The 25,195-nt window shown below is 65.4% G+C and carries 21 protein-coding genes; 5 read left to right on the forward strand and 16 right to left on the reverse strand.

Annotation, left to right across the window (positions count from 1 at the left end; genetic code table 11):
- Positions 1-80: 80 nt before the first annotated feature.
- Genes CK224_RS14220 through nagA form a run of 3 tightly spaced genes read left to right on the forward strand, consistent with a single transcriptional unit; the run spans position 81 to position 3,045 of the window.
- Positions 81-860, forward strand: a complete 780-nt coding sequence (locus CK224_RS14220) for a GntR family transcriptional regulator (protein WP_067324046.1) — start codon at positions 81-83, stop codon at positions 858-860.
- Positions 857-1,888, forward strand: coding sequence for an SIS domain-containing protein (locus CK224_RS14225; RefSeq protein ID WP_095782204.1), 1,032 nt, complete (start codon positions 857-859; stop codon positions 1,886-1,888). The genes CK224_RS14220 and CK224_RS14225 overlap by 4 nt, the downstream gene beginning before the upstream one ends.
- A complete protein-coding gene (gene nagA, locus CK224_RS14230) occupies positions 1,885-3,045 on the forward strand; it encodes an N-acetylglucosamine-6-phosphate deacetylase (protein WP_095782205.1) in 1,161 nt (386 codons plus the stop codon). The genes CK224_RS14225 and nagA overlap by 4 nt, the downstream gene beginning before the upstream one ends.
- Positions 3,046-3,237: 192 nt before the next feature.
- Here the strand turns inward: nagA and CK224_RS14235 are convergent, their stop codons facing one another.
- The 12 genes from CK224_RS14235 to CK224_RS14290 all read right to left on the reverse strand — a co-directional run bounded on the left by CK224_RS14235 (position 3,238) and on the right by CK224_RS14290 (position 20,898).
- The gene (locus CK224_RS14235) at positions 3,238-4,764 is read right to left on the reverse strand and encodes a malonyl-CoA synthase (RefSeq protein ID WP_095782206.1); all 1,527 of its coding nucleotides are present in this window, start codon (positions 4,762-4,764) and stop codon (positions 3,238-3,240) included.
- A gap of 61 nt (positions 4,765-4,825) precedes the next feature.
- Positions 4,826-5,569 (reverse strand): GntR family transcriptional regulator, encoded by a 744-nt coding sequence (locus tag CK224_RS14240; RefSeq protein ID WP_067324052.1) that lies wholly within the window; start codon positions 5,567-5,569, stop codon positions 4,826-4,828.
- Between the two features lie 261 nt (positions 5,570-5,830).
- Positions 5,831-6,508, reverse strand: coding sequence for a ribulose-phosphate 3-epimerase (gene rpe, locus CK224_RS14245; RefSeq protein WP_066996092.1), 678 nt, complete (start codon positions 6,506-6,508; stop codon positions 5,831-5,833).
- A 200-nt stretch (positions 6,509-6,708) separates the two neighbouring features.
- A complete protein-coding gene (locus CK224_RS14250; protein WP_095782207.1) occupies positions 6,709-10,434 on the reverse strand; it encodes a hypothetical protein in 3,726 nt (1,241 codons plus the stop codon).
- Positions 10,431-12,701 carry a hypothetical protein gene (locus CK224_RS14255; protein ID WP_176477924.1) on the reverse strand — a complete coding sequence of 757 codons (2,271 nt, stop codon included), beginning with the start codon at positions 12,699-12,701 and terminating at the stop codon, positions 10,431-10,433. The genes CK224_RS14250 and CK224_RS14255 overlap by 4 nt, the downstream gene beginning before the upstream one ends.
- A gap of 278 nt (positions 12,702-12,979) precedes the next feature.
- Complete coding sequence (locus CK224_RS14260) at positions 12,980-13,921, reverse strand: alpha/beta hydrolase (RefSeq protein ID WP_095782209.1); 942 nt, start codon at positions 13,919-13,921, stop codon at positions 12,980-12,982.
- A 124-nt stretch (positions 13,922-14,045) separates the two neighbouring features.
- The gene (locus CK224_RS14265; protein WP_095782210.1) at positions 14,046-14,828 is read right to left on the reverse strand and encodes a carnitinyl-CoA dehydratase; all 783 of its coding nucleotides are present in this window, start codon (positions 14,826-14,828) and stop codon (positions 14,046-14,048) included.
- On the reverse strand, positions 14,821-16,899 hold the full coding sequence (locus CK224_RS14270; protein WP_066996197.1) for an acetate--CoA ligase family protein: 2,079 nt from the start codon (positions 16,897-16,899) through the stop codon (positions 14,821-14,823). Before CK224_RS14270 ends, CK224_RS14265 begins: the two co-directional genes overlap by 8 nt.
- Before the next feature lie 64 nt (positions 16,900-16,963).
- Positions 16,964-18,127, reverse strand: coding sequence for an acyl-CoA dehydrogenase (locus CK224_RS14275; protein ID WP_095782211.1), 1,164 nt, complete (start codon positions 18,125-18,127; stop codon positions 16,964-16,966).
- Between the two features lie 4 nt (positions 18,128-18,131).
- Positions 18,132-19,259 carry a carnitine 3-dehydrogenase gene (locus CK224_RS14280; RefSeq protein ID WP_095782212.1) on the reverse strand — a complete coding sequence of 376 codons (1,128 nt, stop codon included), beginning with the start codon at positions 19,257-19,259 and terminating at the stop codon, positions 18,132-18,134.
- A 2-nt stretch (positions 19,260-19,261) separates the two neighbouring features.
- On the reverse strand, positions 19,262-19,885 hold the full coding sequence (locus CK224_RS14285) for an HD domain-containing protein (protein WP_095782213.1): 624 nt from the start codon (positions 19,883-19,885) through the stop codon (positions 19,262-19,264).
- Between the two features lie 95 nt (positions 19,886-19,980).
- A complete protein-coding gene (locus CK224_RS14290) occupies positions 19,981-20,898 on the reverse strand; it encodes a 3-keto-5-aminohexanoate cleavage protein (protein ID WP_066996067.1) in 918 nt (305 codons plus the stop codon).
- 128 nt (positions 20,899-21,026) lie between these two features.
- On the opposite strand from CK224_RS14290, the gene CK224_RS14295 reads away from it, so the two are divergent.
- The gene (locus tag CK224_RS14295; RefSeq protein WP_095782214.1) at positions 21,027-22,007 is read left to right on the forward strand and encodes a GlxA family transcriptional regulator; all 981 of its coding nucleotides are present in this window, start codon (positions 21,027-21,029) and stop codon (positions 22,005-22,007) included.
- Here the strand turns inward: CK224_RS14295 and CK224_RS32505 are convergent.
- From CK224_RS32505 to xylA, 4 genes are all read right to left on the reverse strand, one after another.
- On the reverse strand, positions 21,988-22,173 hold the full coding sequence (locus CK224_RS32505) for an HAD hydrolase-like protein (RefSeq protein WP_348628387.1): 186 nt from the start codon (positions 22,171-22,173) through the stop codon (positions 21,988-21,990). The two genes, CK224_RS14295 and CK224_RS32505, sit on opposite strands and share 20 nt — an antisense overlap.
- Positions 22,173-22,748 carry a TIGR01458 family HAD-type hydrolase gene (locus CK224_RS14300; protein WP_348628388.1) on the reverse strand — a complete coding sequence of 192 codons (576 nt, stop codon included), beginning with the start codon at positions 22,746-22,748 and terminating at the stop codon, positions 22,173-22,175. Before CK224_RS14300 ends, CK224_RS32505 begins: the two co-directional genes overlap by 1 nt.
- Before the next feature lie 86 nt (positions 22,749-22,834).
- Positions 22,835-23,038: a hypothetical protein gene (locus CK224_RS14305; RefSeq protein WP_066996194.1), complete on the reverse strand. Its 204-nt coding sequence runs from the start codon at positions 23,036-23,038 to the stop codon at positions 22,835-22,837.
- Between the two features lie 185 nt (positions 23,039-23,223).
- Positions 23,224-24,549, reverse strand: coding sequence for a xylose isomerase (gene xylA / locus CK224_RS14310; protein WP_066996058.1), 1,326 nt, complete (start codon positions 24,547-24,549; stop codon positions 23,224-23,226).
- Positions 24,550-24,660: 111 nt separating this feature from the next.
- On the opposite strand from xylA, the gene CK224_RS14315 reads away from it, so the two are divergent.
- Positions 24,661-25,023, forward strand: coding sequence for a nuclear transport factor 2 family protein (locus CK224_RS14315; protein ID WP_095782379.1), 363 nt, complete (start codon positions 24,661-24,663; stop codon positions 25,021-25,023).
- The last annotated feature ends 172 nt before the right edge of the window (positions 25,024-25,195 follow it).

Genomic DNA, 25,195 nt, shown 5'->3' on the forward strand with positions numbered 1-25,195 from the left:
CCGGATTTTCGCTATGCTGCCGGAGGCGCCGCGATGAGCGCCGCCGACCAGATCTTCGCTATGCTGCCGGAGGCGCCGCGATGAGCGCCGCCGACCAGATCTTCGCTATGCTGAAAGAATCCTCGCAGAGCGGAGCGCCGCTTTACCTGCAGCTGAGAAAAAGCATCGAGGAAGCGGTCAATCGCGGCCTGATCGGGCCGGGTGACGCGCTGCCTTCAGAGCGCGATATAGCCAGCAAGGCCGACATTTCGCGCGTCACTGTGCGCAAGGCCGTGCAGGATCTCGTCAAGGGCGGCATCCTCGTCCAGCGCCATGGCTCCGGCACCTTTGTCGCCCCGCGCATGGAACGTGTCGAGCAGTCGCTGTCGCGGCTCACCTCCTTTACCGAGGATATGGCGCGCCGCGGCATGGTCGTGCGCTCGGCCTGGCTCGACCGCGGCCTCTATGCGCCCTCGCCGGACGAGATGATGGTGCTCGGCCTGTCGTCGAGCGAGCTGGTGGCGCGCGTGGCGCGCCTGCGCATCGCCAACGACACGCCGCTGGCGATCGAGCGCGCCGCGATTTCGGCGAGCGTGCTTCCCGACCCCGAAGCGATCGGCTCCTCGCTCTACGCGGCGCTGGAACTGACCGGCAACCGCCCGGTGCGGGCCGTGCAGCGCATTTCGGCCGCCAATCTCGGCGACGGCGACGCGCGCCTTCTCGAAGTGCCGCCGGGGGTTGCCGGCCTGCACATCGAGCGTATTTCCTATCTGGCGAGCGGCAAGGTGATCGAGTTCACGCGCTCGATCTACAGGGGCGACGCCTATGACTTCGTCGCGGAACTCCGGCTGACCGGGCCGGGAGAGGAGAGCCGGCCATGATCGCAAACGCCACCCACATGCGGCGCGAGATCGAGGAGATCCCGCAGGCCACCGCCCGCCTGCTCGACGGCTCGGCCAAGGTGCTGGCCGAGGCCGGCCGCGGCCTTCGCGAGCGCGATCCGCATTTCGTCGTCACCGTGGCGCGTGGCTCGTCCGACCATGCCGCCACCTTCATGAAATATGCCGTGGAGCTGACGGCCGGCCTCGCCGTCGCGTCCGTCGGCCCGTCGATCGCTTCCATCTATGGCGCGAAGCTGAGGCTACGCGGCTCGGCTTGCCTGGCGATCTCGCAGTCGGGCAAGAGTCCCGACATCGTCGCCATGGCCGAAACCGCGAGAGCCGGCGGCGCGCTCACCGTCGCCATCACCAACACCGCCGACTCGCCGCTGGCGCGCGCCTCGGATTACGCCATCGACATTCTCGCCGGCCCGGAGCGCAGCGTCGCGGCCACCAAGACCTTCGTCAATTCGGCCGTCGCCGCCCTGGCGCTGATGGCGCACAGCACTGGCGATGAGGCGCTGCTTGCTGCGCTCGCCCGCCTGCCGGAGCATTTCGAGAAGGCGATCGCCTGCGACTGGATGGCGCTCGCCGCGGCGCTCGAAACGCCGCGCTCGCTGTTCATCCTCGGCCGCGGCCCATCCTTCGCGATCGCCAGCGAGGCGGCGCTGAAATTCAAGGAAACCTGCGCCATGCATGCCGAGGCTTATAGCGCCGCCGAGGTCATGCACGGGCCGCTGGCGCTGGTCGGGCCGGGCTTCCCGGTCCTGGCGCTTGCTGCCCGCGACGCGTCGGAGCCTTCGGTGGCCGAGGCGGCCGATAGCTTGACGGCCAAAGGCGCGGCCGCTTTCGTCACCTCCGACAAGGCGAAGGCAGCCAGGCTGCTGCCGTATGTCGCAACCGGCCATCCGTTAACCGATCCGCTGCCGCTGATCGTGTCCTTCTATGGCTTCGTCGAGGCCTTCGCTCGCCATCGCGGCCTCGATCCGGATGCGCCACGCAATCTGCGCAAGGTGACGGAAACCGTATGAGCGACCGTTTCGCCCTCACCGGCGCCCGTATCTTCGACGGGGCCGACTGGCACGACGATGCGGCCCTTGTCATCAAGGAGGGCATGGTCGAGGCCATTCTGCCCACCGGCGCCGTGCCGTCAGGCGTCTCCCGTGCCGAGACCGGTGGCGGCCTCTTGGTTCCCGGCTTCGTCGACATCCAGGTCAATGGCGGTGGCGGCGTCATGCTCAACGACCATCCCGATGTCGCCTCGATCGAGACCATCTGCCGGGCGCACGCGCCCTTCGGCACCACGGCGCTCTTGCCGACGCTGATCACCGACACGCCGGCGATCACCGCCGCCGCGGTCGCCGCCGGCGCCGAGGCCGCCCGGAAGAAGGTGCCGGGTTTTCTTGGGCTGCATCTCGAAGGCCCGCATCTGTCCGTCGCGCGCAAGGGTGCGCATGATCCGGCTCTTATCCGGCCAATGACGGACGCCGACCAGGCTGCGCTGGTCGCGGCGCGTCAGGGCTTGCCGGTGCTGCTCACCACGGTCGCACCGGAATCGGTCGAGCCGGCCCGGGTCACGGCGCTGGCCGCGGCCGGCATCGTTGTCAGCCTCGGCCACTCCGACACCGGCTATGCCACGGCAACGGCCTTCGCCGAGGCCGGCGCCACGGTCGTCACCCACCTCTTCAACGCCATGAGCCAGATCGGCAATCGCGAGCCGGGACTGGCCGGAGCGGCGATCGACACCGGCAGCTTCTACGCCGGCCTCATCGCGGACGGTATCCATGTCCATCCCGGCACCATGACGCTTGCACTCAATGCCAAGAAAGGCCCGGGCAGGATCCTTTTGGTCACCGACGCCATGGCGACGATCGGCACCGACATGACATCCTTCACCCTCAACGGCCGTACCATCTACCGCAAGGACGGGAGTCTCAGGCTTGCCGACGGCACGCTGGCCGGCGCCGATCTCGACATGATTTCCGCCGTGCGCTTTGTCCATCGCGTGGTCGGGCTCGATCTCGACGAGGCGCTCCGCATGGCCTCGCTCTATCCCGCCGAAGCGATCGGCCAGGCGCATCGCCTCGGCCGCTTCGCCAACGGCACCGCAGCGGACATTGTCGGGCTGTCGGAAGACCTGGACGTCAAGAATGTCTGGATCGGCGGCGAGAAGGTTTTTGCGGCGTAGGCCTCTTCCTTCGTCATCCTCGGGCTTGACCCGAGGATCCATGCCGTGACCTCTGCGGTGGGGCGCAACGGTGCAGAATTCTGTAATCGTTGCAACGTTTGGCGTTAAGGCATGGCTTCCAGGGTCTTCCCGCGTCGCTTCGCTCCTTGCTCCGCCCCAAAATGACGATGCTACCGGGCGTTTGCACTGGTCCTAGCTCTGCGGCCTGGACTGGTAGATATCCTTAAACGCCTCGCGCAAAACGTTCTTCAGCACCTTGCCCATCGTGTTGCGCGGCAATTCGTCGACGAAGATCACCTGCTTTGGATGCTTGTATTTGGCCAGCCGCCCGGCGATGGCGTCGGCGATATCGGCTGCGCTGATTGCCGAGCCCGGCTTGCGCACCACGACGGCCGTGACGCCTTCGCCGAAGTCGGGATGCGCAACCCCGATCACCGCGCTTTCGGCAACGCCGGCAAGCGCGTCGATCTCGCTCTCGATCTCCTTGGGATAGACGTTGTAGCCGCCCGAGATGATCAGGTCCTTGCCGCGGCCGACGATGTGGACATAGCCGCCGGTATCGATCAGGCCGAGGTCGCCGGTGATGAAGAAGCCGTCTTCGCGGAATTCGGCCTTGGTTTTCTCTGGCATCCGCCAATAGCCGGCAAAGACGTTCGGGCCCTTCACCTCGATCATGCCGATCTCGCCCTGGGCTAGCGGCTTGCCGCTTTCGGGGCCGGCGACGCGCAGCGTGACACCCGGCAGCGGAAAGCCGACCGTGCCAGCGCGCCGTTCGCCGTCATAGGGATTGGAGGTGTTCATGTTGGTTTCGGTCATGCCGTAGCGTTCGAGGATGGCGTGGCCGGTGCGCTCGCGCCAGGCATTATGCGTCTCGCTAAGCAACGGCGCCGAACCGGAGATGAACAGCCGCATGCGGCTGGCCGCATCCTTCGTCAGGCCCTGCTGCTGCAGGAGCCGCACATAGAAGGTCGGCACGCCCATCAGCGCGGTCGCGCGCGGCAGAAGCGAAATCACACGGGCCGGGTCGAACTTCTGCTCGAACAGCATCTTTGCGCCGGCCATCAGGATGACGTTGGTCGCGACGAACAGGCCGTGCGTGTGGAAGATCGGCAGCGCGTGGATGAGCACATCATCGCTGCTGAAGCGCCAGTAATCCACCAGCACGCGCGCGTTGGAGGCGAGGTTCTCGTGGCTGAGCATGGCGCCCTTGGAGCGGCCCGTCGTGCCCGACGTGTAAAGGATGGCGGCAAGATCGTCGGGGCCGCGCTCCAGATCCGCAAAATCCGCTGGCTGTAGCGCCGCACGGTCCGCAAGCGTGCCCTGTCCGTCGCGGCCTAGCGTCAGCGTCGCCGCCGCCACCGATGCGGCAAGCGGTTGCACATCCTTCACCTTTTCCGGATCGCACACGACCAGCCGCGGCTCCGCGTCGCGGAAGAAATAGTCGAGCTCCGGCAGCGTATAGGCGGTGTTGAGCGGCAGGAAGACGGCGCCCGCGCGCAGACAGGCGAGATAGAGGAGCAAGGCTTCAGGGATCTTCTCCGCCTGCACGGCGACGCGATCGCCGGGCAACACACCAGCGGCGACCAGCGCGTGCGCAAACTGCGCGGACCGCGCCAGCATGTCGGCATAGGAAATCGAACGCCCGTCATCCGTCTCCATCAGCACTCGGCCAGGCGCCGGCATGCTGGCGCGAAACGCGTCGAACAGGTGATTGGTCATGTCGTCCCCCGGCGTCGAAAGCTCGGCCAGAGCGAATATCAGATTTGTCAGCGATGGGCAGCTATTTGCGGCCGCGCGCGGCCTTGCCTGCGCGAGCCCGCGGACCGTCGCCTGGGCTGAGCTGCGCCATGCACATCTCCGCCGTCAGCCGGTAGTGACTGAGCAAGGCCTCGACCGCGCCGTCGGCGTCGCCGTCCATGGTCCGCTCGGCAATCGTGCGGTGCTCGCCGAAGTCGTCGCGTTCGGAGCCGGGGCCGCGCTGCGAGATCAGCCGGTAGCGGGAAGCCTGGTCGGAGAGCTGGTCGCAAAAGCCGATCAGCCAATGCGAGCGGCAGGCGCAGATCAGCGCGCGATGAAAGGCGCGGTGCAGCTTCTCCCATTCCGGATTGTTGGTTGCCGGGTCGTCGGGCCGGCGGCGTTCGGCGCGCGCCAGGCGGTGCAGGGCGAGCACCAGCTGTTCTTCCCATTCCGCCGTTCGGTGCGCAATGGATTCGCGTAATGCGCGTTCTTCCAGCCAGCACCGCGTGCGGGTGAGCTCCTCCAGCTCGGCCGCGTTGACCGGCATCACGAAGAAGCCGCGCTGGTCGTGGCGGCCGAGCAATCCCTCGGCGGCCAGACGGTTCAGCGCCTCGCGCACCGGCGAGGCGCCGGCGCCATACCGGGAAACGACCCATTCGACGCGCAGCTTGCCCTCGGCTTCCAAAGCTCCCCGCAGCAAATCCTCGCGGAGCTGATGGTAGACCGAACTGGCCAGCGTGCTCTTGGCACCCTTGCCTTCGCCCGTATCGGCGTTCCCGTATGGCAATTTGACTCCTGTTGCCGGCCCCTGTTTTGCAGGGTCCCTCGGCCAAGCAATTTCATACGATGTATCTTGCAGCCGAGCACTGCCGCCTAAAAACGTATGATGGCGATATTCGTACTTTAAGACAAGGCGGGGTCAATTATCGAATAAAGTAAAATCCACTTGAAAAAAGGCTGACGTCAGTGGGAGACTTGACATAACTCGGTATACTGAACAGCCCTTAGTTAGCGAGGCGGCTTTGCTAGGAACGCACTGTCGACGTCTTTAACGGGCGGCCTTGTCGGCGGCTGAGCGGATCGCTTCGATATTTGCCCGATAGGTTTCCACTGTGCCGCCTTTGAAAATGGCCGCGCCGGCCACCAGCACGCCGGCGCCGGCGGCCGTCACCAGCGGCGCCGTTTCCGGCGAGATGCCGCCGTCGATCTCGATGCGGATCGGGCGCTCGCCGATCAGCGCCTTGACCTTTCGCACCTTGTCGACGATCGCCGGGATGAAAGCCTGGCCGCCGAAGCCGGGATTGACGGTCATGATCAGGATGAGGTCGAGCCGGTCGAGCACATATTCGATCGCCGTTTCCGGCGTCGCCGGGTTGAGCGAGACACCGGCCTTCTTGCCGAGACCTTTGATGGTTTGCAGCGAACGGTCGAGATGCGGGCCGGCCTCGGCATGGACCGTTATGCCGTCGCAGCCGGCCTCGGCAAAGGCCGCCAGGTAGGGGTCGGCAGGCGCGATCATGAGATGGCAGTCGAAGAAGGTTTTTGTCCGGTTGCGGATCGCCTTGATCACCGGTGGGCCGAAAGTGATGTTGGGCACGAAATGGCCGTCCATCACGTCGAGATGGATCCAATCGGCTCCGGCCGCCGCGACCGCTTCGACCTCGTCGCCGAGCTTCGAAAAGTCCGACGCCAGCACCGATGGTGCGATCAGGGTCTTCTTGCTCATGAAAGGCTTCTCCCGGCATCCTCATCGGCGCGCTGTGCTGCGCGCTGGCACGCGGGTCTGCCTAGACCATCGTCCGGCCAAGGGGAAGCGTGTTTTCCGCTTCGCTCGACGGGCGCGCAAAACGCGAGCTGCGATGCGGGAAAGAGAGAACCCGCTGGATTTCTCCGGCGGGTTCGCGGGCGCGGTAGTGATGGGCTGCCTTACTGAAGGTTGTCGGTCGCCGGGTTCCGCTGCAGCCTTGGTTGGCTTCTTGGCACCAACTGCTGCAGGATATTCGGATTGAGGAGCAGGTCCGGATCGATCTCCAAGCCTGGCCGCCTGCGGATCGGGAAGCAATCCGGATACCGGCCGGCCGTTCCGACCGGGCAGCGCCGCCTGATGATCGGCTGGCACATGCCATCGATCATCTCCGAGCCCGGCGCGCATACAGCGTCTTCGAACCTGCCGCATCTACCTTCGATCACTTCGGTGCCGCGTGGACACACGCAGACGCCGCGTTTGTTGAGGAACTGGCCGCGGATGGAGCATGCTTGCGGCTTCCTGACCGGCACGCAGGCTTTGCCCTTCAACGCCGTCCCCCTCGGGCAGACGCAATCGCCATCGGCATTGCGCACCTGGCCACGAATGCGGCACTGGCTGGGCGGCTGCTGCCTGTCGGGCACGCAAGCCTTGGCGGCGCGGTCGACATGCGTGTCCTTGGGGCAGGCGCAGCCATCCGGTGTCGGCACGGCGCCGCGGATCGTGCATTTCGGCGGAGCGACCCGGCAGACGCCGTTCACCAGCTCGCCGCGCCGGCATACGCAATTGCCGTCCTGGTCGCGGTACTGGCCGGGACGCAGCGTGCACTGCGGCTCCTGCGGCTGCTCGCTCTGAACGCATCTGCCGTTTTCCAGCTCGGCGCCGCGCGGGCAGACGCAGCGTCCGTCCTCGGTCCGGATCTGGCCCTTGAGTAGGACGCAGCGCTGCGGCACTGGCAGCGGCAGAAGCTTGGTGCCGCCGGACGAGCACTGACCGTTGCGGAATGTGGTGCCGTCCGGGCAGGCGCAGCGGCCGGCCGAGTTGAGCACCATGCCGCCCGAACACTGGTTCTTGACCTCACGCTTGCTTGTGAAGGGGTGGCATGCATAGGCCCTGCCGCGGTCGCCTTGCGCGTTGGCTGGGGCGCGCGACAGCAGATCGCCGCCGCCCTGCACCGGCGTGTTTGGCGAGAGTACCCCGACGCAGTTCTGTCCGCTGACCGTACCCCGCAGAGTGGCAAGGCGCGCGTCGTCGGGAAGGACCACTGTGACATGATGCGTATGGCTTTCGCCGGCGCCCAGCGTCAGATTGGCGATGCAGGACGCCGGCAGCGTCGCCGGCTCCGGCGAGCAGCCGAAAGGCGGGTCGATCGCGGTGATCTTGACACCCTCCAGCCTGCCGAGACCGTCGATGCCGACCGCATCGCCGATGCGGACCGGACCGGAGAAGGCATTTGGCCCCTCATTCGTGATGGTGATCTCGAACGAGCAGGGCGCACCTGGCTGGCATTCGCTGTCGCCGGTCTTCTCGACGCGGATCGTGGAGGCCCCACCGCCTTTCGCGCAAGCCTGGCCGATCGGATAGACGATGTCGTCGCGGGGCGCCGGCCCAAAAGAGCCGCGCGCGCAGTTCTCGAACGCGTCATTGCCGCCGACCGTCACGTCGAAGTGCCGGCTGGTTCCGGGCGTCATGACGGCGCCGGCAATCTGGCAAGACAGCATGTTGGCGGGCACTGGCCCGCAGTTCCAGTCGGCGCCGTCCGGGGTCACGGTCCGGATAGCGACCGGCGCGCCGCCCGACACCAGCGTGGCGGCATCGTTGACCCGCACCGGACCGGTGAGGGCAGCAGTGCCGGCATTGGTCACGGTGATGCGGCAGGACACCGAGGACGCCCCGGCCAGCGAGCTCTCGCACGCCTTGGTGATGCGCAGGCCGGGCTTGGCGCCATTCGGACGGCGGATGCGCTCGGTCGCGCAGGCCTTGTTGTTCGCGAGGTCGACCTCGCCGGCAATGGCCTTCACCTCGGCGCAGTTCTCGACCGTGTCCGGCCGGTAGGTTGCCGGCATGACCGTTTTGACGACGATCGGCGTCGAGGCACCCGGCGGCAGCGAGATGCCGGCATTGTCGCAGCGGAACTGGCCGGGGCCGTTCGGCCCGCAGGTCCATGGCGGGCTGGGCCCGAAGGCCGAGGAGGTCGGCGCGCCGCCCGGATAGGTGTCGATCACGGTCAGCGGCCCGTGGTAGGTGCTGGTGCCGTTGTTGATGATATCGATCACGAAGCTGCAGATGCCGTCCGGCGTGCAGACCGGCATGCGGGCGCGCTTCTTCAGCATCAGGTCGACCTTCTTCTCGGCCGCAGGCTGGCACTGGGGATCGCGATCGCCACGGCGGCAGACCGGGATCGAGGCGCAGCCGCGATCGTTCTGCTGGCTGCCGAACAGCGGCTTGCCGCTCGCCTGGTAGTCATAGGCGGCGCAATTGCGCAGCACGCTGCCCTGCCAGCCGCCGGCCGGCTTGAAGCCGAGCTTGAGGACGGCGGAGGCGCCCGGGTTGAGCGTGGTTGCCGGATGGGTGCAGGTCATCGGCGTCGTCCCGGGCGCGCAGACCCAGGGTGGGTTCGGTCCCGACGACAGCACCGACCCGGCCGGCAATGACACCTCGTCGAGCACGATCTTGCCGTTATAGGGCGCATCGCCGACATTGGTGACCGTGATGGTGAAGTCGCAGCCGCCGGACATCGTGCAGCGCGGCACCTCTGCCCACTTCTCCACCTTGAGGTCGGGCTGCTTTTCGGGCGGGCACCTGAGATCACGCGGAATGTCAATGTCGATCTCCTGCGTGCAGCAAAGTCCCCAGCCTTCCTTCGGCCCGGCATAGGTGTCGATGCCGGTGACGACGAGATGGATGGCCTCGCCCGGCGAGGCGCCGCTGATCTTCCAGTTCAACACGCCGCCGCCGGCAGGTACCTGCTGGGTGTCGGTGGCGATGGTGATGCCGGGTGTCGTCGTCGACAGCTGCACCCATTTGCCGGCCATCTCCGGACCGACCGGCATGCGATAGATGAAGGCGCCGCCGGGCACGCAGTCGACCGTGCCGCGTTCGACCTTGAAGCATTCCTTGCTGGGAGGCGGAGGCGGCGGGTTGCACTTGCTCAGGTCGATCGTGATCGAGGTTTTCACGCCGGTGAGGAAATCGGCGTCGTCGGGCTTGTCCGGATCCTGCGAGGGGATCGTGGTTGCCGGGCCGCCCCTGAAGGCCACCTTCATCTCACCCTGGTTATCGACCGTTGCCGGCGCGGCGAAGGCGGCATGGTCTATCTTGGCCGTGATCCGGAAAGTGATCACGCGTTCGTCGGCAGGGCCGACGCCGTCGAGGTTCGAAGCGCTGATCCGGAAATTGGAAACGCTTGCCGTATCGTTTGGACCGGCCGATGTGCTGATCGAAGCAGCGGGCAGCTGTCCGCCGGAAGCGCCCGTGCCGTCGCCGACGACGTCGACGCTGACGATCTGCAAGCCGTGCGGCAGCTGGTCCTTGAAGTCGAGCCTTGTCGCCTTCAGAAGGGCCGCCACGCTTGGCCGGTCGAAGTCCTGCGGGTCGCCATGGATGCCGAAGCTCAAGACGTATTCGACGCTATCGCAGCCTCTTAGGGCACCCTTCTTGGTGAAGAAGGGTATGATCCGTCCGAGCTCCGGATTGATGCCGCGCGATCCAGCCGTGATTTCCGGATTGGCGATCTGGCCGGCCGGTGCCTTGTCCTGCGCAAGCGCCGGCACTGCCGGCATCATGGCGATCGCGACACCGGCCGCCATCAGCCAGCGCGCGCCGCGCCTCGCGTATGACAGGGGTTTCATGATCGTGCCCATGACGATTTTGCGCGAGGCAGGGCGGGAAAGGACGAGACCGCTCATCTGTCCCTCCTCGGCGCTTCGCACTCGACGGCCGGCGTCCTCAGTGGCAGCGTCAACTTGCAGCAAGGATAGTAGCCGCCCTTGTCCCGGTCGGACTTCCGGTAGAAGCAGAGCCCGACATTGACGGTGTCGCCCGGATTATGGCCGGTTATGCCGATCGTGTAGGGCTTGCCCGGCGCATGCGACATGGGTGAGGTTACTCCGACGCCCGGTGTCTTGGACAAAGCCTTGATCGAATCGCCGCCAAAGCCGGCGTGGTCATGGAGATAGAGGTCGGCCTGGAGGCCGCGGGGTGTGCAGAAATACTGCACGTCCTCGACATCGACGCATGGGGGCAGGTTGCCGGGCGGTGGGAAGTCCGGCGGATAGACGGGAGGCAGGAAGCCGCCAGGGATTTCCTCATAATAGCCGGCGCGGCGCTCGCAGGGGCGCCAGACCCTCACGTCGCCGACATGACCCTGGACGTCGGGGTTCTCGAAATAGCCGTCGAAGTCGACGAACCAGGAGCCGAAGGGCGGCACGTTTGCCGGCTTGACCAGCTTGTTTGGCGTGAGCTGCACGCCATGCACGGCAAGCGGCCCGCCGGCGGCGAGGCGCTCGGCAAGCTCCGGATTGTCGCGCAATTTGTCGCCGGTGTTCACGACCGTGTCAGTGCAGACCGAGGTGTCAAGATTGCCTTCGGGGTCGTAGCGGTATTGTAGGTCGACGCCGCCTGCCGACTGACGGTTGCCCTGCGGGAAGCCGACCGCATATTCCTGCGGCACCTCGGCCCAGACCGATTCCGTTGCCGGATCGTCCGGATCCTCGCGCTGGTAGCGGATCACCGCGCCTTTGCCCGTCTCGGCGAAGCGGCTGTAATCGTAGCGGTTCTCGACCGGGCCGCGCTGGGCGAGATACATGAAACCCTGATTGTCGAAGGCGATATCGGTGACGGCATAATCTTGGTCGGCCTTGACCGTCAGTTCCCAGCGCGGATCGCGGCCAAAACCCCCGTCGCTTGCAATGCCGACCGACCAGATTTCGGCTTTCTCGCCTACGGAATAGTAGAGCCGCCCGCCATGGTAGGCGACGGCCCAGACGCGGCGCGCATCCTGCGTATAGCCCCAGGTTCGGGGGTCTTCCGAATCGAAGGCAGTGTCGTGGATGTCCATCACGGCGCCGTCGTCGGCGACCGGGGCCAGCCCATGCGCGGGACGCCCGGCAACGCCATGGTCGAAGCTGTCGATCAGATTGCCCTCGATATCGATGCGGTGGATGAGCCCGGTATCGAGATCCGAAGCGAAGAACTCACGATGGGTCGGATCGAAGGCGAGGTTGCCGATGCCGGGCCCGCTGTTGGTATCGATGTCGGCGAATTTCGAGACGGCGCCCGAGATACCGTCGATCTTCCAGATGGTGCCCGGTCCGCCGCCATTTTCGGTGCCGAACTGGCCGTTCATGAAGACGGCGCCGGCGGCGCCGCGGCGCTGTCGCTCAGGCCGCCCGTCCTCGTCGGTGTCGGGCGTGACGATCTCGATGCCGTGCAGCGAGGTCGCCGCCGCATAGAGGTTCGGAATGCCCGACGGCACCCCATCGCGCACGCCGTCGTCATAGGTGAGGCTGAACACCTCGCCGATCTGGCCGGCTGTCACCTCGAAGGGCGGCGGCGTGTAGACGAGCTGGCCCGAAGCTGGGCCGCCGAGTTGCGAGACGTTGAAAATGCGCAACGAGGCCTGCGAAGTGTCGATGAAGGTTTCGTCGACCGGGTCGACGCCGGGCGGCAGGCCGCCCTTTTCGGAATCGGGAGAGCCGAAATCCGGGATGATCGTGCCGGGGAAGCCGGTCACCGCCATCGAGCCCGGATAGATGATCTGGGTTTCCTGAGCCTTTGCCGCACCGCCGAGGCAAAAGCCGGCAGCCAGTGCCAGGGCAAGCATTCCGCTGGTGGTCACGATCGCACGGCGCAAACCGCCGCCGCGAAAAGACACGAACGAGCCGCGGTCGCGAGACATTGAGCTCCCCCCGAAGTCTTCGGAAGAACCCTCCGATTTCGCCGCGCAAAACAAGGTAAGTCGCAGCGTTCCGGCTCGTTCGTCCCTGATAGAATTGTCTGTTTTCCGCCTGTTCACGATACGCCGGGTGCCTGGCAGGGTCAACGGAATCAGCCGAAAGCCGAGCGCGTCGTCTCCATCCCGAAGCCGATGATCGCGCCGAGCTCCTGTTGCTTTCTCGGACCACCGCGGCTCTGGATTTCTGATCATACGGGCTCCCTTTCCGGCCCGCGCCATGCGGCGCCTGGCCGTCAGTCGCAGGCTGAGGCGGAAAGGTTCAATGCGGTCTAGAGCAATTCGAGAAAAAGTGTGAGCGGTTTTCCGTCCGGAATTGCGTCAGAACAAACAAGCCCGAGCATTTCGTCGTTTCCGTGAAACGGTGAAATGCTCCAGGCGCCCGGCTGGTAGAGCTGTCTTTGCCCGTCTCATGCAAGTCGCCGAAAAGAGAGCAGCGATTTTGGCATCAGCCCCGAAGCGCGGCGCTTGAATTCTCGACGCGACGCGCCTTGGCAAAATCACCAGATCCACTCGCCTCTGCCGAGCACGGAGACCGCCTCGACGATGCGGGTGAAGCTCGCGCGAGCACGACCGACCGTATGCCGGGCTCTCAAATAGCTGTGCACCAGCCCCTGTTCTTCGAACCAGTAGGCATACCCGCCGGCCGCGACGACGCGGTCGCGATAGGCCTCGCCGTCTGAGGACAGCGGGTCGCATTGGGCTGTGATCAGCACTGTCGGCGGGAGATAGGCGAAATTGGCGTCGGCGAGCGGCGACAGCGTGAGGTCGCCGGTCCGGTCCACGCCGCCGGTGCGAATGTTCAGGTAGAATTCGATATCGCGCAGGGTCAGCATCGGCGCGTCAGCATGCGCCACATAGGAGCCGCGCGAGTGGTCGCCCCCGAGGCTGGGATAGATCAGCACCTGGCCGGCCGGCTTCTTGACGTGACCGCGCGTTGCGTGGGCAACGGCGGCGCAGAGGTTTCCGCCGGCGCTGTCGCCGCAAAGCAGGACAGGGCAAACATAGGTCTTGGCGGCCCATTCAAAGGCGCTTAGCACGTCGTCGAAGGCGGCCGGATGCAGATGTTCCGGCGCCAGCCGGTAAACGACCGAGACCACCTCGTAGCCGGTGCGGGCGCACAGCTCGGCGCAGACATCGTCATGGCTGTCCAGCCCGCCGAGGATGAATCCGCCGCCATGAACATAGAGCACCATTGCGGCGCTGTTCGTTTCCGCGTTGCTATAGATGCGGATCGGGATGCTGGCGGTCGGCGTGGCGATGGCGGTCGTTTCGACCGTCACGCCTTGCGGATAGCCGGCGAAGAACTCGCGGCACATCCGGTCGTAGATCGCCCGCTGCTCTGCGATCGTGTAGTCGATCGTGTCGGGCGGGTAATAGGAATTGGTCTTCTCGATGAAAGCCCAGGTCTCGGCGTCGATGAGGGTCTTGTAGTCGGTCATGAGCACTCCCTTGCCTCCCCTCGATGAGGGAGGTCGCCGCGAAGCGGCGGGTGGGGGTGGCGGCGCTTCACCCCACCCCGGACCTTCGGTCCGACCCTCCCCATCGAGGGGAGGGTAAGCGGGATTACTTCCCCTTCCACACCGGATCGCGCTTCTCCGCAAAGGCGCGGAAGCCTTCCATATTGTCCTCCGAGCCGTAGAGGATATCGACCGTCGGCAGTTGCCTGCGCGTCACCTTGTTCATGGCCTCCTGGAAGGTCAGCGCCTCGGCCACGCGCGCCGTCTCCTTGATCGCGGCGAAGACCAGCGGCGGGCCGCTGGCCAAAAGCCGCGCGATTTCCCAGACGCGGTCCTCCAGCTTCTCCTTGGGCAGCACCTCGTTGACCAGGCCCCAGCGATGCGCTTCCGCCACGTCCATCCAACGGCCGGTGAGGAGAAGGTCCATGGCGATATGGTAGGGAATGCGTTTCGGCAGCTTGATCGTCGCGGCGTCGGCCAGCGTGCCGGCGCGAATCTCGGGCAGCGCGAAGGAAGAATGGTCAGAGGCGTAGATCAGGTCGCAGGACAGCGCCAGCTCGAAGCCGCCGCCCACCGCCATGCCGTTGACGCAAGCTATCACCGGCTTGTTCAAGTCGCGCAGTTCCTGCAGCCCGGCAAAGCCGCCGACGCCGTAGTCGCCGTCGACCGCGTCGCCGGCCGCAGCCGCCTTCAGGTCCCAGCCGGCGCAGAAGAACTTGTCTCCGGCCGTCTTGACGATGGCGACGCGCAAGCCGGGATCGTCGCGGAACGCCTTGAACGTCTCGCCCATCAGCCGTGAGGTCTTGAGGTCGATGGCATTGGCCTTGGGCCGGTCGAGCGTGACTTCCAGGATCGTGCCTTCGCGGCGAGTGGTGATGACGTCAGCCATTCTTCTTTTCTCCAAGCACCAGCAGTGCGTCGGCGATCCAGGCGCCCTTGCCTTCGGCGCAGACGATCAGCGGGTTGATGTCGAGCTCTTCGATTTCGCCTTCATTCTTCTGCACGAAGTCGGCAATGCCGGCGATGGCGTCGATGGCGGCCTGGACGTCGGCCTTGGGCCGGCCGCGATAGCCCTCCAGCAGCGGATAGAGCTTCAGGCCGCGCAGCGCCGCCTCGATGTCGTCGCGCGTCGCCGGCAGCATCAGGGTCACGCTGTCGCGCAGCAGCTCGACCAGCACGCCGCCGGTGCCGAGCGTCATCACCGCGCCGAACATCGGGTCGCGGGTGAAGCCGACGATCAGTTCGGCGACGCCGTCGCGCACCATGCGCTCGGCATAGAGCCCGGTGCCGAGCGGCAACAGGTCATGCGCGGCATTGCTGACGGATTCGGCGTCCTTGAGGTTCAGCCGCACGGCGCCGACCTCCGACTTGTGCGTCACGCCGAGCGTCTTCAGCGCCACCGGGAAACCAAGCGCCATGGACGCAATCACCGCCTCGACCGCGTTCGAGGCTCGCTCGCCCTTCGGCACCGGCAGCCCGGCCTCGATCAGACGCGCTTTGGCCTCGGCTTCGTCCGGCGTGACGTGGTCGCCGTCGGAAGCGCCCGCCGCCGTGGTGTCGACCGGCTGCGCCTGCGGCTCGCGCCAGGCCCAGCCGATGAAGGCGGCGGCCTGGGCGGCGTCCATCGCTTCCGAAATGCCGAACAAGGGCACCATGCCGCGCGCCATCAGCCCGGCGGTATATTCCTCCGGCAGGTTTTCCGGCAGCGAGGAGACGATCGCGCCCTGCGCCCTGTTGGTCTTCAGCGCCGCCTCGAAGGCACGCAGCGTCGCCCACCAGTCGGTGTCCGAGCAGCGGTCGGGGCGCGGGAAGTCGAGCACCAGCATGTTGAGGTCGAAGCCGCCCGACACCATGGCAGTGAAGGTGGCCGTCATCGCCGGCTCGTTGTTCCAGATGAAGGTGTGGTAGTCGAGCGGATTGGCGACCGCGACCAGCGGCCCGAGCGTCGATTTGACATGCGCGCGATGCTCGGCGCTTAGCGTCGGGAAATGCACCCAGCGTCCTTCCGCGCTGTCGGCCATCACGGAGGCTTCGCCGCCCGAGCAGCTCATCGACGACAGTCTGTAGCCGGGCAGCGGCCCGGTGATGTGCAAGAGCTTCAACGCCTCGATGAAGGCCGGTATGGAATCGACGCGCGCGATGCCCAGCCGCTTCAGGAACGCGCCCGAGGCGGCATCCGAACCGGCAAGCGACGCGGTATGGGAAACCGTCGCCTGCCGCGCCTGTTCCGAGCGGCCGACCTTCATGGCGATGATCGGCTTCTTCAGCTCGCGGGCTCTCGCCGCCAATCGCTCGAAGCCGGCCACGGAATCGAAGGCCTCGATATGCAGGCCAAGCGACGTGACGCGCTCGTCCTCGATCAGACCGAGCGCCATTTCGGAAAGGCCGGTCTGCGCCTGGTTGCCGGCCGTCATCAGGAACGCGATCGGCAGACCGCGCTTCTGCATCGTCATGTTGATGGCGATGTTGGACGACTGAGTGATGATGGCGACGCCCTTGCCGCCCTCGGCCAGTCTGATCCCGCCATGCTGATCGGGCCACAAAAGCGCGCCGTCCGCATAGTTGATCAGGCCATAGCAGTTCGGGCCGATGATCGGCATCTCACCCGCGGCGGCGACCAGCTCGGCCTGCAGCCGCTCGCCGTCCTCGTCATAGGCCTCGGTCTCGAGGAAGCCGGCGGCAAAGCAGACGGCGCCACCGGCGCCGCGCTCGGCCAATGCCTTGACCACTTCGATGGTGAGATGCCGGTTGACCCCGACAAAGGCGGCGTCCGGTGCGCCGGGCAAGTCGGCGACGGAACGGTAGGCCTTGCGGCCTGCGACCTCGTCCTTGGTCGGGTGCACCGGCCAGATTTCGCCGGCAAAGCCCATCTTGATTGATTGCGCGACGACGGCGGCGGCCTGCGCCCCGCCGAACACGGCGATCGATTTCGGGCGCAGGAGACGTTCGAGTTTATGCATGGTCATCTTTTCATTTGAGCACGATCGTTGCCGAAACCGGATCCCGGTTTTGGCGGATCATGCTCTAAGCCCCGAACGGGCGCAGCAACGCCCGCGAAATAATATGTCGCTGAATCTCCGAAGTGCCTTCCCAGATGCGCTCGACGCGCGCGTCGCGCCAGATGCGCTCCAGCGGCAGATCGTCCATCAGCCCCATGCCGCCATGGATCTGGATCGCCTCGTCGGCGACGAAAGCCAGCATCTCGGTAGCCTTCAGCTTGGCCATCGCCATGTCCTGATCGGTGACGGTGCCCTGATCGTACTTCCAGCCGGCTTCGAACACCATCAGGTCAGCGGCCTTCAACTCCGTCGCCATATCGGCGAGCTTGAACGACACACCCTGGAACTTGCCGATCTGCTGGCCGAACTGCTGGCGCTGCGCGGCATATTCGATGGCATGCGAAAGCGCGCGCTCTGCGCGGCCGAGGCAGGTGGCGCCGACCTGCAGGCGCGTGGCGCCGAGCCACGAATTCGCCACCTCGAAGCCCTTATGCACTTCGCCGAGCACCTGGGAAGCCGGCAGCCGGCAGTCGTCGAATTCGAGGATCGAGTTGGTGTAGCCGCGATGCGAGACGTTGCGGTAGCCGTCGCGCACCGTGAACCCTTTGGTGCCCTTGTCGACGAAGAAGGCGGTGATCTTCTTGCGCTTGCCGCGCGGCGAATCCTCTTCGCCCGAAGCCATGAATACGATGGCAAAGTCGGCGATGTCGGCGTGGCTGATGAAGTGCTTGGTGCCGTTGAGCACCCAGTCCGAGCCGTCCTGAACCGCGGTCGCCTTCATGCCGCGCAGGTCGGAGCCGGCGCCGGGCTCGGTCATCGCCAGGCAGTCCCACTTCTCGCCGCGGATGCAAGGGAAGAGATATTTGTCACGCTGCTCCGGCGTTCCGGCGAGCAGGATGTTCGAGGGACGCGCCACGCAGGTCCAGTGCAGCGCGTAATTGGCGCGGCCAAGTTCCTTCTCGTAGAGCAGCCAGCTCACCGTATCGAGGCCCGCGCCGCCGACATCGGCCGGCATGTTGGCGGCGTAGAGCCCGGCCGCGATCGCCTTTGCCTTCAATCCGTCGATCAGCTCGCGGCGCAGTTCGCCGGTGCGTTCCACCTCGCGCTCATGCGGGTAAAGCTCGTTCTCGACGAATGCACGCGTCGTCTCGACGATCAGTTTTTGTTCTTCCGAAAGACCGAAATGCATCGCCTCAGCCCTTCTTCTTGCTTGTTTTCGCCTTGTCGGCCTTTGCGGGCTTCTCGGCCTTTGCGGGCTTCGCCACCTTCTTCGCCGGCTTGGCGGCTTTTGCTTTGTCGCCTGCCTTGGCGGCCGGTTTCGCCGCCAGCTTGGCGAGCTGCCTGGTATAGTCCTTGTGAAGCGCGCCGGCGCCCCAGCCCTTGCCCTTGTTCTGCTTCGACAGCGCATCCATGATGGCGACCAGATTGTCGTCGCGGATCTTTTCAAGCTCGCGGATCGAGAGGCCGTTTGCCTGCTCGTCCGACTGCGTGGCGATCAAGTCGACCAGCTCGTCGTTGAACTCCGGCACGTCCATCAGCTTGGTCCACGGCCATTTCAGGCAAGGTCCGAACTGCGCCATGAAGTGGCGCATGCCGGCTTCGCCGCCGGCGACGCGGTAGACCTGGAACATGCCCATTTGAGCCCAGCGCAGGCCGAAGGAATAGCGCATGATATCGTCGAGTTCCTCGACGGTGCAGATGCCGTCCTTGACCAGCCACAGCGCCTCGCGCCACGCGGCCTCCAGGAGGCGATCGCCGACGAAGGCCTCGATTTCCTTGCGCACCACCACCGGCTTCATGCCGATCGAGGCGTAGATCTCCTTGGCGACCTCGATCGCCTCGGGAAAAGTCTGTTGGCCGCCGACGATCTCGACCAGCGGCAGAAGATAGACCGGGTTGAACGGGTGCCCGACGACCAGCCGCTCCGGGTGCTTCTTCATCGCCACCTGCATGTCGGTCGGCTTGATGCCGGAGGTCGAGGAGCCGATTATGGCGTTGGCCGGCGCATGGGCGTCGATCTCGGCCAGCACTTTGTGCTTGAGGTCGAGCCGCTCCGGCACGCTCTCCTGGATGAAATCGGCATCCGCCACTGCGTCGCCGATCGTCTTGGCGAAAGTGAGCTTGCCTTCCTTGGGCAGGCCGTCGGGCAGCATCTGCTTGTAGGCGCGGCGTGCGCCCTTCATCACCTCGCCGACTTTGCGCGACGCCTCGGGATCGGGATCGAAGATCGAAACATCGATGCCGTTCAAGAGCAGGCGCGCCACCCAGCCGGCGCCGATGACGCCGCCGCCGATGGCGGCCGCCTTGTTGATGATGCTCATGGTCAGGCTCCGGTTCTGGTCTTGGCTGTTTCGGGATCGGAAAGCGGCGCGCGCTCGCCGGCGCGGATCACGGCCGGGTCGTAAGCTTTGCGCGCGAAGACTTCGAGCACGAGGGGCCGGAAGAACTCGATCGGCAGCGTCTCGTAGTCGGGATCGAAGCTCGACTGGTCCCAGCGCTCGCAGAACCGGTCGCAATCGTCGAAATAGAGATGGCCGGCGAAGCGGTCGCGGGCATGCTGGTTGCCGCCCAAATGATGCGCGTAATAGAGGCGCTGGAAGTCGCCGTGCTTTTCGACAACCCAGGTGCATTGCTCGCGCACGAACGGCTTCAGGATCGTGGCGGCATATTCGTCATGATTGTAGGGCGCGTAGATGTCGCCGATGTCGTGCAGAAGCGCGGAGACGATCCAGTCAGTGTCGGCGCCGTCGCGCCAGGCGCGCGTCGCCGCCTGCAGCGAATGGCCTAGCCGGGTGATCTTGTAGCCGGACAAACCTTCGTCGAGCTGCACCAGGGCGGAAAGCAGCCGATCCCCTGTCCTGGCGGCATAGTCGATCTCGTGGGCGGTCAGGAATTCATAGTCTTCCTTGTCGCCGTCCTTCATCGCGGTGAATTTGACGGTAGCCATCTCGACCTCCCGCTTTTCAATGTTGATTGAGCATGATCTTTTCCGAACCGCAGGTCAGCGAAGCAAAAACCGGTTCCCACTTTGCGGGATCATGCTCATGCCGCGATCGGCGCCCGCTTGGTGAGGTTGAGCTTCTTGCGCACTTCCTCCGGTCCGAGCACGCGCGCACCGAGATTGGAGACGATGCTCACCGCGCGCTCGACGAGCTGCGCATTGGTCGCCAGCACGCCCTTGTCCAGCCACAGATTGTCTTCCAGGCCGACACGGACATTGCCGCCGGCCAGCACCGCCGCCGCGACATAGGCCATCTGGTTGCGGCCGATCGAGAAGGCCGACCAGTTCCAGGTCGACGGCACGTTGTTGACCATCGCCATGAAGGTGTTGAGGTCGTCCGGCGCGCCCCAAGGCACACCCATGCACAGCTGCACCAGCGCATCCGGCTTCAGCACCTGTTCCTCGACCAGCTGCTTGGCGAACCACAGATGCCCGGTATCGAAAGCCTCGATCTCGGGCTTCACGCCGAGCGCCGTCATCATGCCGCCCATGGCGCGCAGCATGCCGGGCGTGTTGGTCATCACATAATCGGCTTCGGCGAAATTCATCGTGCCGCAATCAAGCGTGCAGATCTCCGGCAGGCACTGGCGCACATGCTCCATGCGGTTGGTGGCGCCGCCCATGTCGGTGCCCTTCTCGTTGAGCGGCAGCGGCGCTTCCGGCGAGCCGAACACCATGTCGCCGCCCATGCCGGCGGTGAGGTTCAGCACCACGTCCACGTTCGCCTCGCGGATGCGCTCGGTGACCTCACGGTAGAGATGGACGTCACGCCTGGGCTTGCCGGTTTCGGGGTCGCGCACATGGCAATGGACGATCGCAGCACCCGCCTTGGCGGCCTCGATCGCCGAATCGGCGATCTGCTTGGGCGAGCGCGGCACGTTCGGGCTGCGGTCCTGCGTCCCGCCCGAACCGGTCACGGCACAGGTGATGAAAACCTCACGGTTCATCGCGAGCGGCATCGTCTTTCCTCCCAAATTCGATCAGCCATTGATGAAGCCGGAAACCGGCTTTGCTATGACGACCTGCGCCGAAGCTGGCCAAGCATGACCGACTTGCCGGAAACTGTTTTGCATTTTACGAAGGCGCCATGACTAAAAGCGAAAAACCGACGATCTTTCGCGCCGAGCGGGAAACCCTCAAGGTGACGTTTCTGGTGTTCTCGGGCTCGTCGATCATGTGCGTGGCCTCGGCGGTCGACCCGCTGCGCGCCGCCAACCGCATCTCTGGCGAGACTTTGTTCGACTTCAAGCTGGTCTCGCTCACCGGAGAGGCGCCGGTGACGACCTGCGGCTTGCCGGTCGCCGTCAGCGGCCGCTTCGATGCCGCCGAAGCGACCGACATGCTGGTCGTCGTCGCCGGCTTCGGAACGCAGAACTATGCGACGTCGGCGTTGCTGGCCGGGTTGCGCCGCGCGGCGCGTGCAGCCCGCGCCTGCGGCGGCGTCGAGGCCGGCACCTGGCTGGTGGCGCGCGCCGGCCTGCTCGAAGGCCGCAGCGCCACCACGCATTGGGAAGACATGGAGGATTTCTCCGCCGCCTTTCCGGGCGTCGATGTGCGCCCCGACCGCTATGTCATCGACGGGCCGGTCTTCACCTCGGGCGGTGCCTCGCCCACCTTCGACCTGATGCTGCATCTGGTCCGCACCCGGCTCGGCATGGTGGCCGCGCTCGATGTGGCGAGCGTCTTCATCTACGATCAGACGCGCGCGGCGACCGACGCTCAGCCGCTGGTCTCGCTCGGCCGGCTCGACGGCTACGATCCGCGCCTGGCGCAGGCGATCCGGCTGATGGAAGCGCATGTCGATGAGCCGCTGACCATCGATGCCGTGGCCAAGCGCGCCGGCGTCACGGCGCGAACACTCGAGAGCATCTTCCGCAAGTCCATCGGCGAGACGCCGGGCGCCTATTATCTGCGGCTGCGGCTCGCCGCCGCCCGACGTCTGGTGGTCGACACGCGCATCGCCATGGCCGACATTGCCGGGCGTACGGGTTTTTCATCAGCCGCGGCGTTTTCCAGGGCGTTTTCCCGCGCGTTCGGCGAAGCGCCGGTCAGGCTGCGGCGCGGCTGAGGATCCAGTCCACCGCCGCGCTGAGGTCGTCGACCAGCGCCGTGGGCGCCGGGTCGAAGCGTGTCTCGTCACCGGGGCGATACTTGCCGGTGCGTACGAGCAGCCCCGCGCCGAGCCCGGCGCTGAGCGCGCCGGCGACATCGCTTTCCGCGTCGTCGCCGACCATCACCGCGTCGGTCTGCGGGCATTCAAGCCGGCAAGCGCCGAGAGGAAGAAATCGGGCGACGGCTTGCCGAGCACGACAGGGCTTCGCCCGCAGGCGAATTCGAGCGCTGCCACGAAGGCGCCGGCGTCGAGGCTGAGCTGGCCGTCTGCGTCCTTGAAGCTGCGGTTGGTGGCCAAAGCCAGAAAATCGGCGCCGGCAACGAGTTCGCGGAACGCTCGGTTTAGGCCGGCATAGTCGAAGGCCTCGCCGGCGTCGCCGACGACGACAGCGCGGCTCTTGCCGCCGTCCAGGCCGGTAAACTCGGCTTCGAGGTTGGGATGGACGAGCAGGTGAGGTTGGCGGCCATGCCTTCGCAGCCATTCGAGCGCGGCGCGCGCCGGCGTCAGCAATTCTTCATCCCTGACTTCGACGCCCAGCGCGGCGAGCTGCGCGATGATTCTGTGGCGCGGCGAACGTGTCGTGTTGCTGACGAACCGGAGCGGCAGTCCGGCCTTGCGCAAACGCTCGACCGCAGCCACAGCGCCTGCGATCGGGGTGTCGCCATCATAGACGACACCCGCGAGATCGAGCAGCACCGCGCGTATCATCGGTGCAGGATGGAGAAACAGTCTCCGTTCGTCAAACTGCCGAAAATAGGCCCACGGACATCGGGGCCGAAGAATCAGGCGGCGTCGCGGCCTTCGCGCACAATGCGCGAGCGCATGCTCTTGGCCAGCGCCGTTTCCAACCGCGCGGCGACCGCGCGATCCCATTCATTTGCTTCGCCGGCGCCATCCTTCGGATGCGGCAGCGCCATCAGCCGATCGATGATCGAACCAGCCTCGCCGGAAGAGAGCAGGGCGTCGATTTCGCGTTCGTGCTGCATACGTTTCGCCTCCTTCTTTCCTTCCCGCCGCATGTCGACACTATACGCGATTCGTGACGGCTGTTTGAAGGCAAGAGCGCGGCGATTGAGAGGCAGCGCGGGGCAAAACCTTGTCGTGTAGGTTCACCCCGCATGGAATGCAATTTCAGCTCTGCGGCGCTCGATTCGGGCGCCGCAGGAAAGCCTCAGACGTAGCGGTTGACGATGTTTTCAAGGAGCTCCTGCCGGCCGGAGCGCGGCTGCGGCTCGATCTTCTCCGTCACCACGCGTTCGGCGATCTCCTCCAGCGTACGCTTGCCGGAAAGCATCGCCTTGCCTTCGGCCGTGTTCCAGCCGGCATAGCGTTCGTTAAGCGGACCCGACAGCGCCTTGTCTCCGATCATCCTGGCCGCCGCCTTGAGCCCGCGCGCGCAGGCGTCCATGCCGCCGATATGGCCGATCAGCAGATCCTCCGGGTCGAGCGACTGGCGGCGCAGCTTGGCGTCGAAATTGGTGCCGCCGGTCTTGAAGCCGCCGCCCAGCAGGATCTGGTAATAGGCCAAAGCCATCTCCGGCACATTGTTGGGGAACTGGTCGGTGTCCCAGCCGGACTGATAGTCGTTGCGGTTCATGTCGATCGAACCGAAGATGCCGAGCGCGTTGGCCAAGGCCAGCTCATGCTCGAAGGAGTGGCCGGCAAGGATCGCATGGCCCTGCTCGATGTTGACCTTCACCTCCTTCTCCAGCCCGAAGCGCTTCAGGAAGCCGTAGACGGTGGCGACATCGTAGTCGTACTGGTGCTTGGTCGGCTCCTGCGGTTTCGGCTCGATCAGGATCGTGCCCTCGAAACCTATTTTGTGTTTGTAGTCCACGACGAGATTGAGGAAGCGGCCGGCCTGCTCCTGCTCTCGCGCGAGGTCGGTGTTGAGCAGCGTCTCATAGCCTTCGCGCCCGCCCCACAGCACATAGTTCTCGCCCTTCAGCTTCTTGGTCACGTCGATGCATTTCTTCACCGTCGCCGCCGCGTAGGCGAACACGTCCGGATCGGGATTGGTGGCGGCACCCGCCATGAAGCGGCGATGCGAAAAAAGGTTCGCCGTGCCCCAGAGCAGCTTGACGCCGGTCTGGTTCATTTTGGCCGAAAAATAATCGGCGATCTCGTCGAGGCGCGCCGCGCTTTCGGAGAAATCCTTGCCTTCCGGGCGAACGTCGGCGTCGTGGAAGCAGAAATAGGGGACGCCGAGCAGCGAGAACAGCTCGAAGGCGACGTCGGCCTTCAGTTTCGCCAGTTCCATCGTGTCGATGCCGCCGGGCCTGGCGAACCAGGGGCGGTCGAAGGTTTGGCCGCCGAACGGGTCGCCGCCCTGCCAGGCGAAGGAATGCCAATAGGCGACGGCGAAGCGCAGATGGTCCTCCAGCCGCTTGCCACCCACCACTTCGTCCGGGTTGTAATATCGGTAGGCCAGTGGATTGGTCGAATCCGGCCCTTCATACTTGATGGTCTTGATGTTGCCGAAAAATCCGCTGCTCATGGTTTCCTTCCTCTCCAACTGCTTTCGCCGATTACCTCAGGCGTAATTGGTTTGGCGCTTCCGTGGGTCCAAAAGGGTCATGTCGAAACGATCCAATGAAGGATGAAGACCATGACCGACCTCAACACGATCGCCCGCAACTACATCACCGCCTGGAACGAGAGCGATGCGGCGCGCCGCAAGACCCTGCTCGAGGCCGCCTTCACCAGCGACGTCAGCTATCGCGACCCGATCATGCAAGGCGACGGCCACGACGGCATCGCCGCGCTGATCGACGGCGTGCAGCAGCAATTCGCCGGCTTCCGCTTCTCGCTGAAGGGTGAGCCGGACGGTTTTGCCGACCGCATCCGTTTTTCGTGGAATCTGGGCCCCGAAGGCGCAGAATCCGTCATCGAAGGCACCGATATTTGCGTCATCGAGAACGGCCGCCTGAAGAGCGTCACCGGCTTCCTCGACAAGGTGCCGGCGCAGTGAGGCTAACTGGGTAAGGGAGGCGCGAGGCACCCCCCTGTGGCCTGCCGGCCATCTCCCCCGCAAGCGGGAAGATCGGCTTTCATCTAGGATTTCGCCAATCTCCAACGCTGCAAAAGGGAGCGAGGCGCCCAAGCTGCCAATCTCCCCCCTTGAGGGGGAGATGCCCGGCAGG

This window comes from Mesorhizobium sp. WSM3862, from assembly GCF_002294985.1.
GTDB lineage: Bacteria > Pseudomonadota > Alphaproteobacteria > Rhizobiales > Rhizobiaceae > Mesorhizobium.

Coding starts and splice junctions, on each gene's coding strand:
- CK224_RS14270 (WP_066996197.1), bottom strand. CDS start 16,899: ATGCATAAACTCGAACGTCTCCTGCGCCCGAAATCGATCGCCGTGTTC.
- CK224_RS14315 (WP_095782379.1), top strand. CDS start 24,661: ATGACCGACCTCAACACGATCGCCCGCAACTACATCACCGCCTGGAAC.
- nagA (WP_095782205.1), top strand. CDS start 1,885: ATGAGCGACCGTTTCGCCCTCACCGGCGCCCGTATCTTCGACGGGGCC.
- CK224_RS14220 (WP_067324046.1), top strand. CDS start 81: ATGAGCGCCGCCGACCAGATCTTCGCTATGCTGAAAGAATCCTCGCAG.
- CK224_RS14255 (WP_176477924.1), bottom strand. CDS start 12,701: ATGGCGCGGGCCGGAAAGGGAGCCCGTATGATCAGAAATCCAGAGCCG.
- CK224_RS14260 (WP_095782209.1), bottom strand. CDS start 13,921: ATGACCGACTACAAGACCCTCATCGACGCCGAGACCTGGGCTTTCATC.
- CK224_RS32505 (WP_348628387.1), bottom strand. CDS start 22,173: ATGGTCGGCGACGACGCGGAAAGCGATGTCGCCGGCGCGCTCAGCGCC.
- CK224_RS14265 (WP_095782210.1), bottom strand. CDS start 14,828: ATGGCTGACGTCATCACCACTCGCCGCGAAGGCACGATCCTGGAAGTC.
- CK224_RS14275 (WP_095782211.1), bottom strand. CDS start 18,127: ATGCATTTCGGTCTTTCGGAAGAACAAAAACTGATCGTCGAGACGACG.
- rpe (WP_066996092.1), bottom strand. CDS start 6,508: ATGAGCAAGAAGACCCTGATCGCACCATCGGTGCTGGCGTCGGACTTT.
- CK224_RS14225 (WP_095782204.1), top strand. CDS start 857: ATGATCGCAAACGCCACCCACATGCGGCGCGAGATCGAGGAGATCCCG.
- xylA (WP_066996058.1), bottom strand. CDS start 24,549: ATGAGCAGCGGATTTTTCGGCAACATCAAGACCATCAAGTATGAAGGG.
- CK224_RS14250 (WP_095782207.1), bottom strand. CDS start 10,434: ATGAGCGGTCTCGTCCTTTCCCGCCCTGCCTCGCGCAAAATCGTCATG.
- CK224_RS14305 (WP_066996194.1), bottom strand. CDS start 23,038: ATGCAGCACGAACGCGAAATCGACGCCCTGCTCTCTTCCGGCGAGGCT.
- CK224_RS14280 (WP_095782212.1), bottom strand. CDS start 19,259: ATGAGCATCATCAACAAGGCGGCCGCCATCGGCGGCGGCGTCATCGGC.
- CK224_RS14235 (WP_095782206.1), bottom strand. CDS start 4,764: ATGACCAATCACCTGTTCGACGCGTTTCGCGCCAGCATGCCGGCGCCT.
- CK224_RS14290 (WP_066996067.1), bottom strand. CDS start 20,898: ATGCCGCTCGCGATGAACCGTGAGGTTTTCATCACCTGTGCCGTGACC.
- CK224_RS14295 (WP_095782214.1), top strand. CDS start 21,027: ATGACTAAAAGCGAAAAACCGACGATCTTTCGCGCCGAGCGGGAAACC.
- CK224_RS14285 (WP_095782213.1), bottom strand. CDS start 19,885: ATGGCTACCGTCAAATTCACCGCGATGAAGGACGGCGACAAGGAAGAC.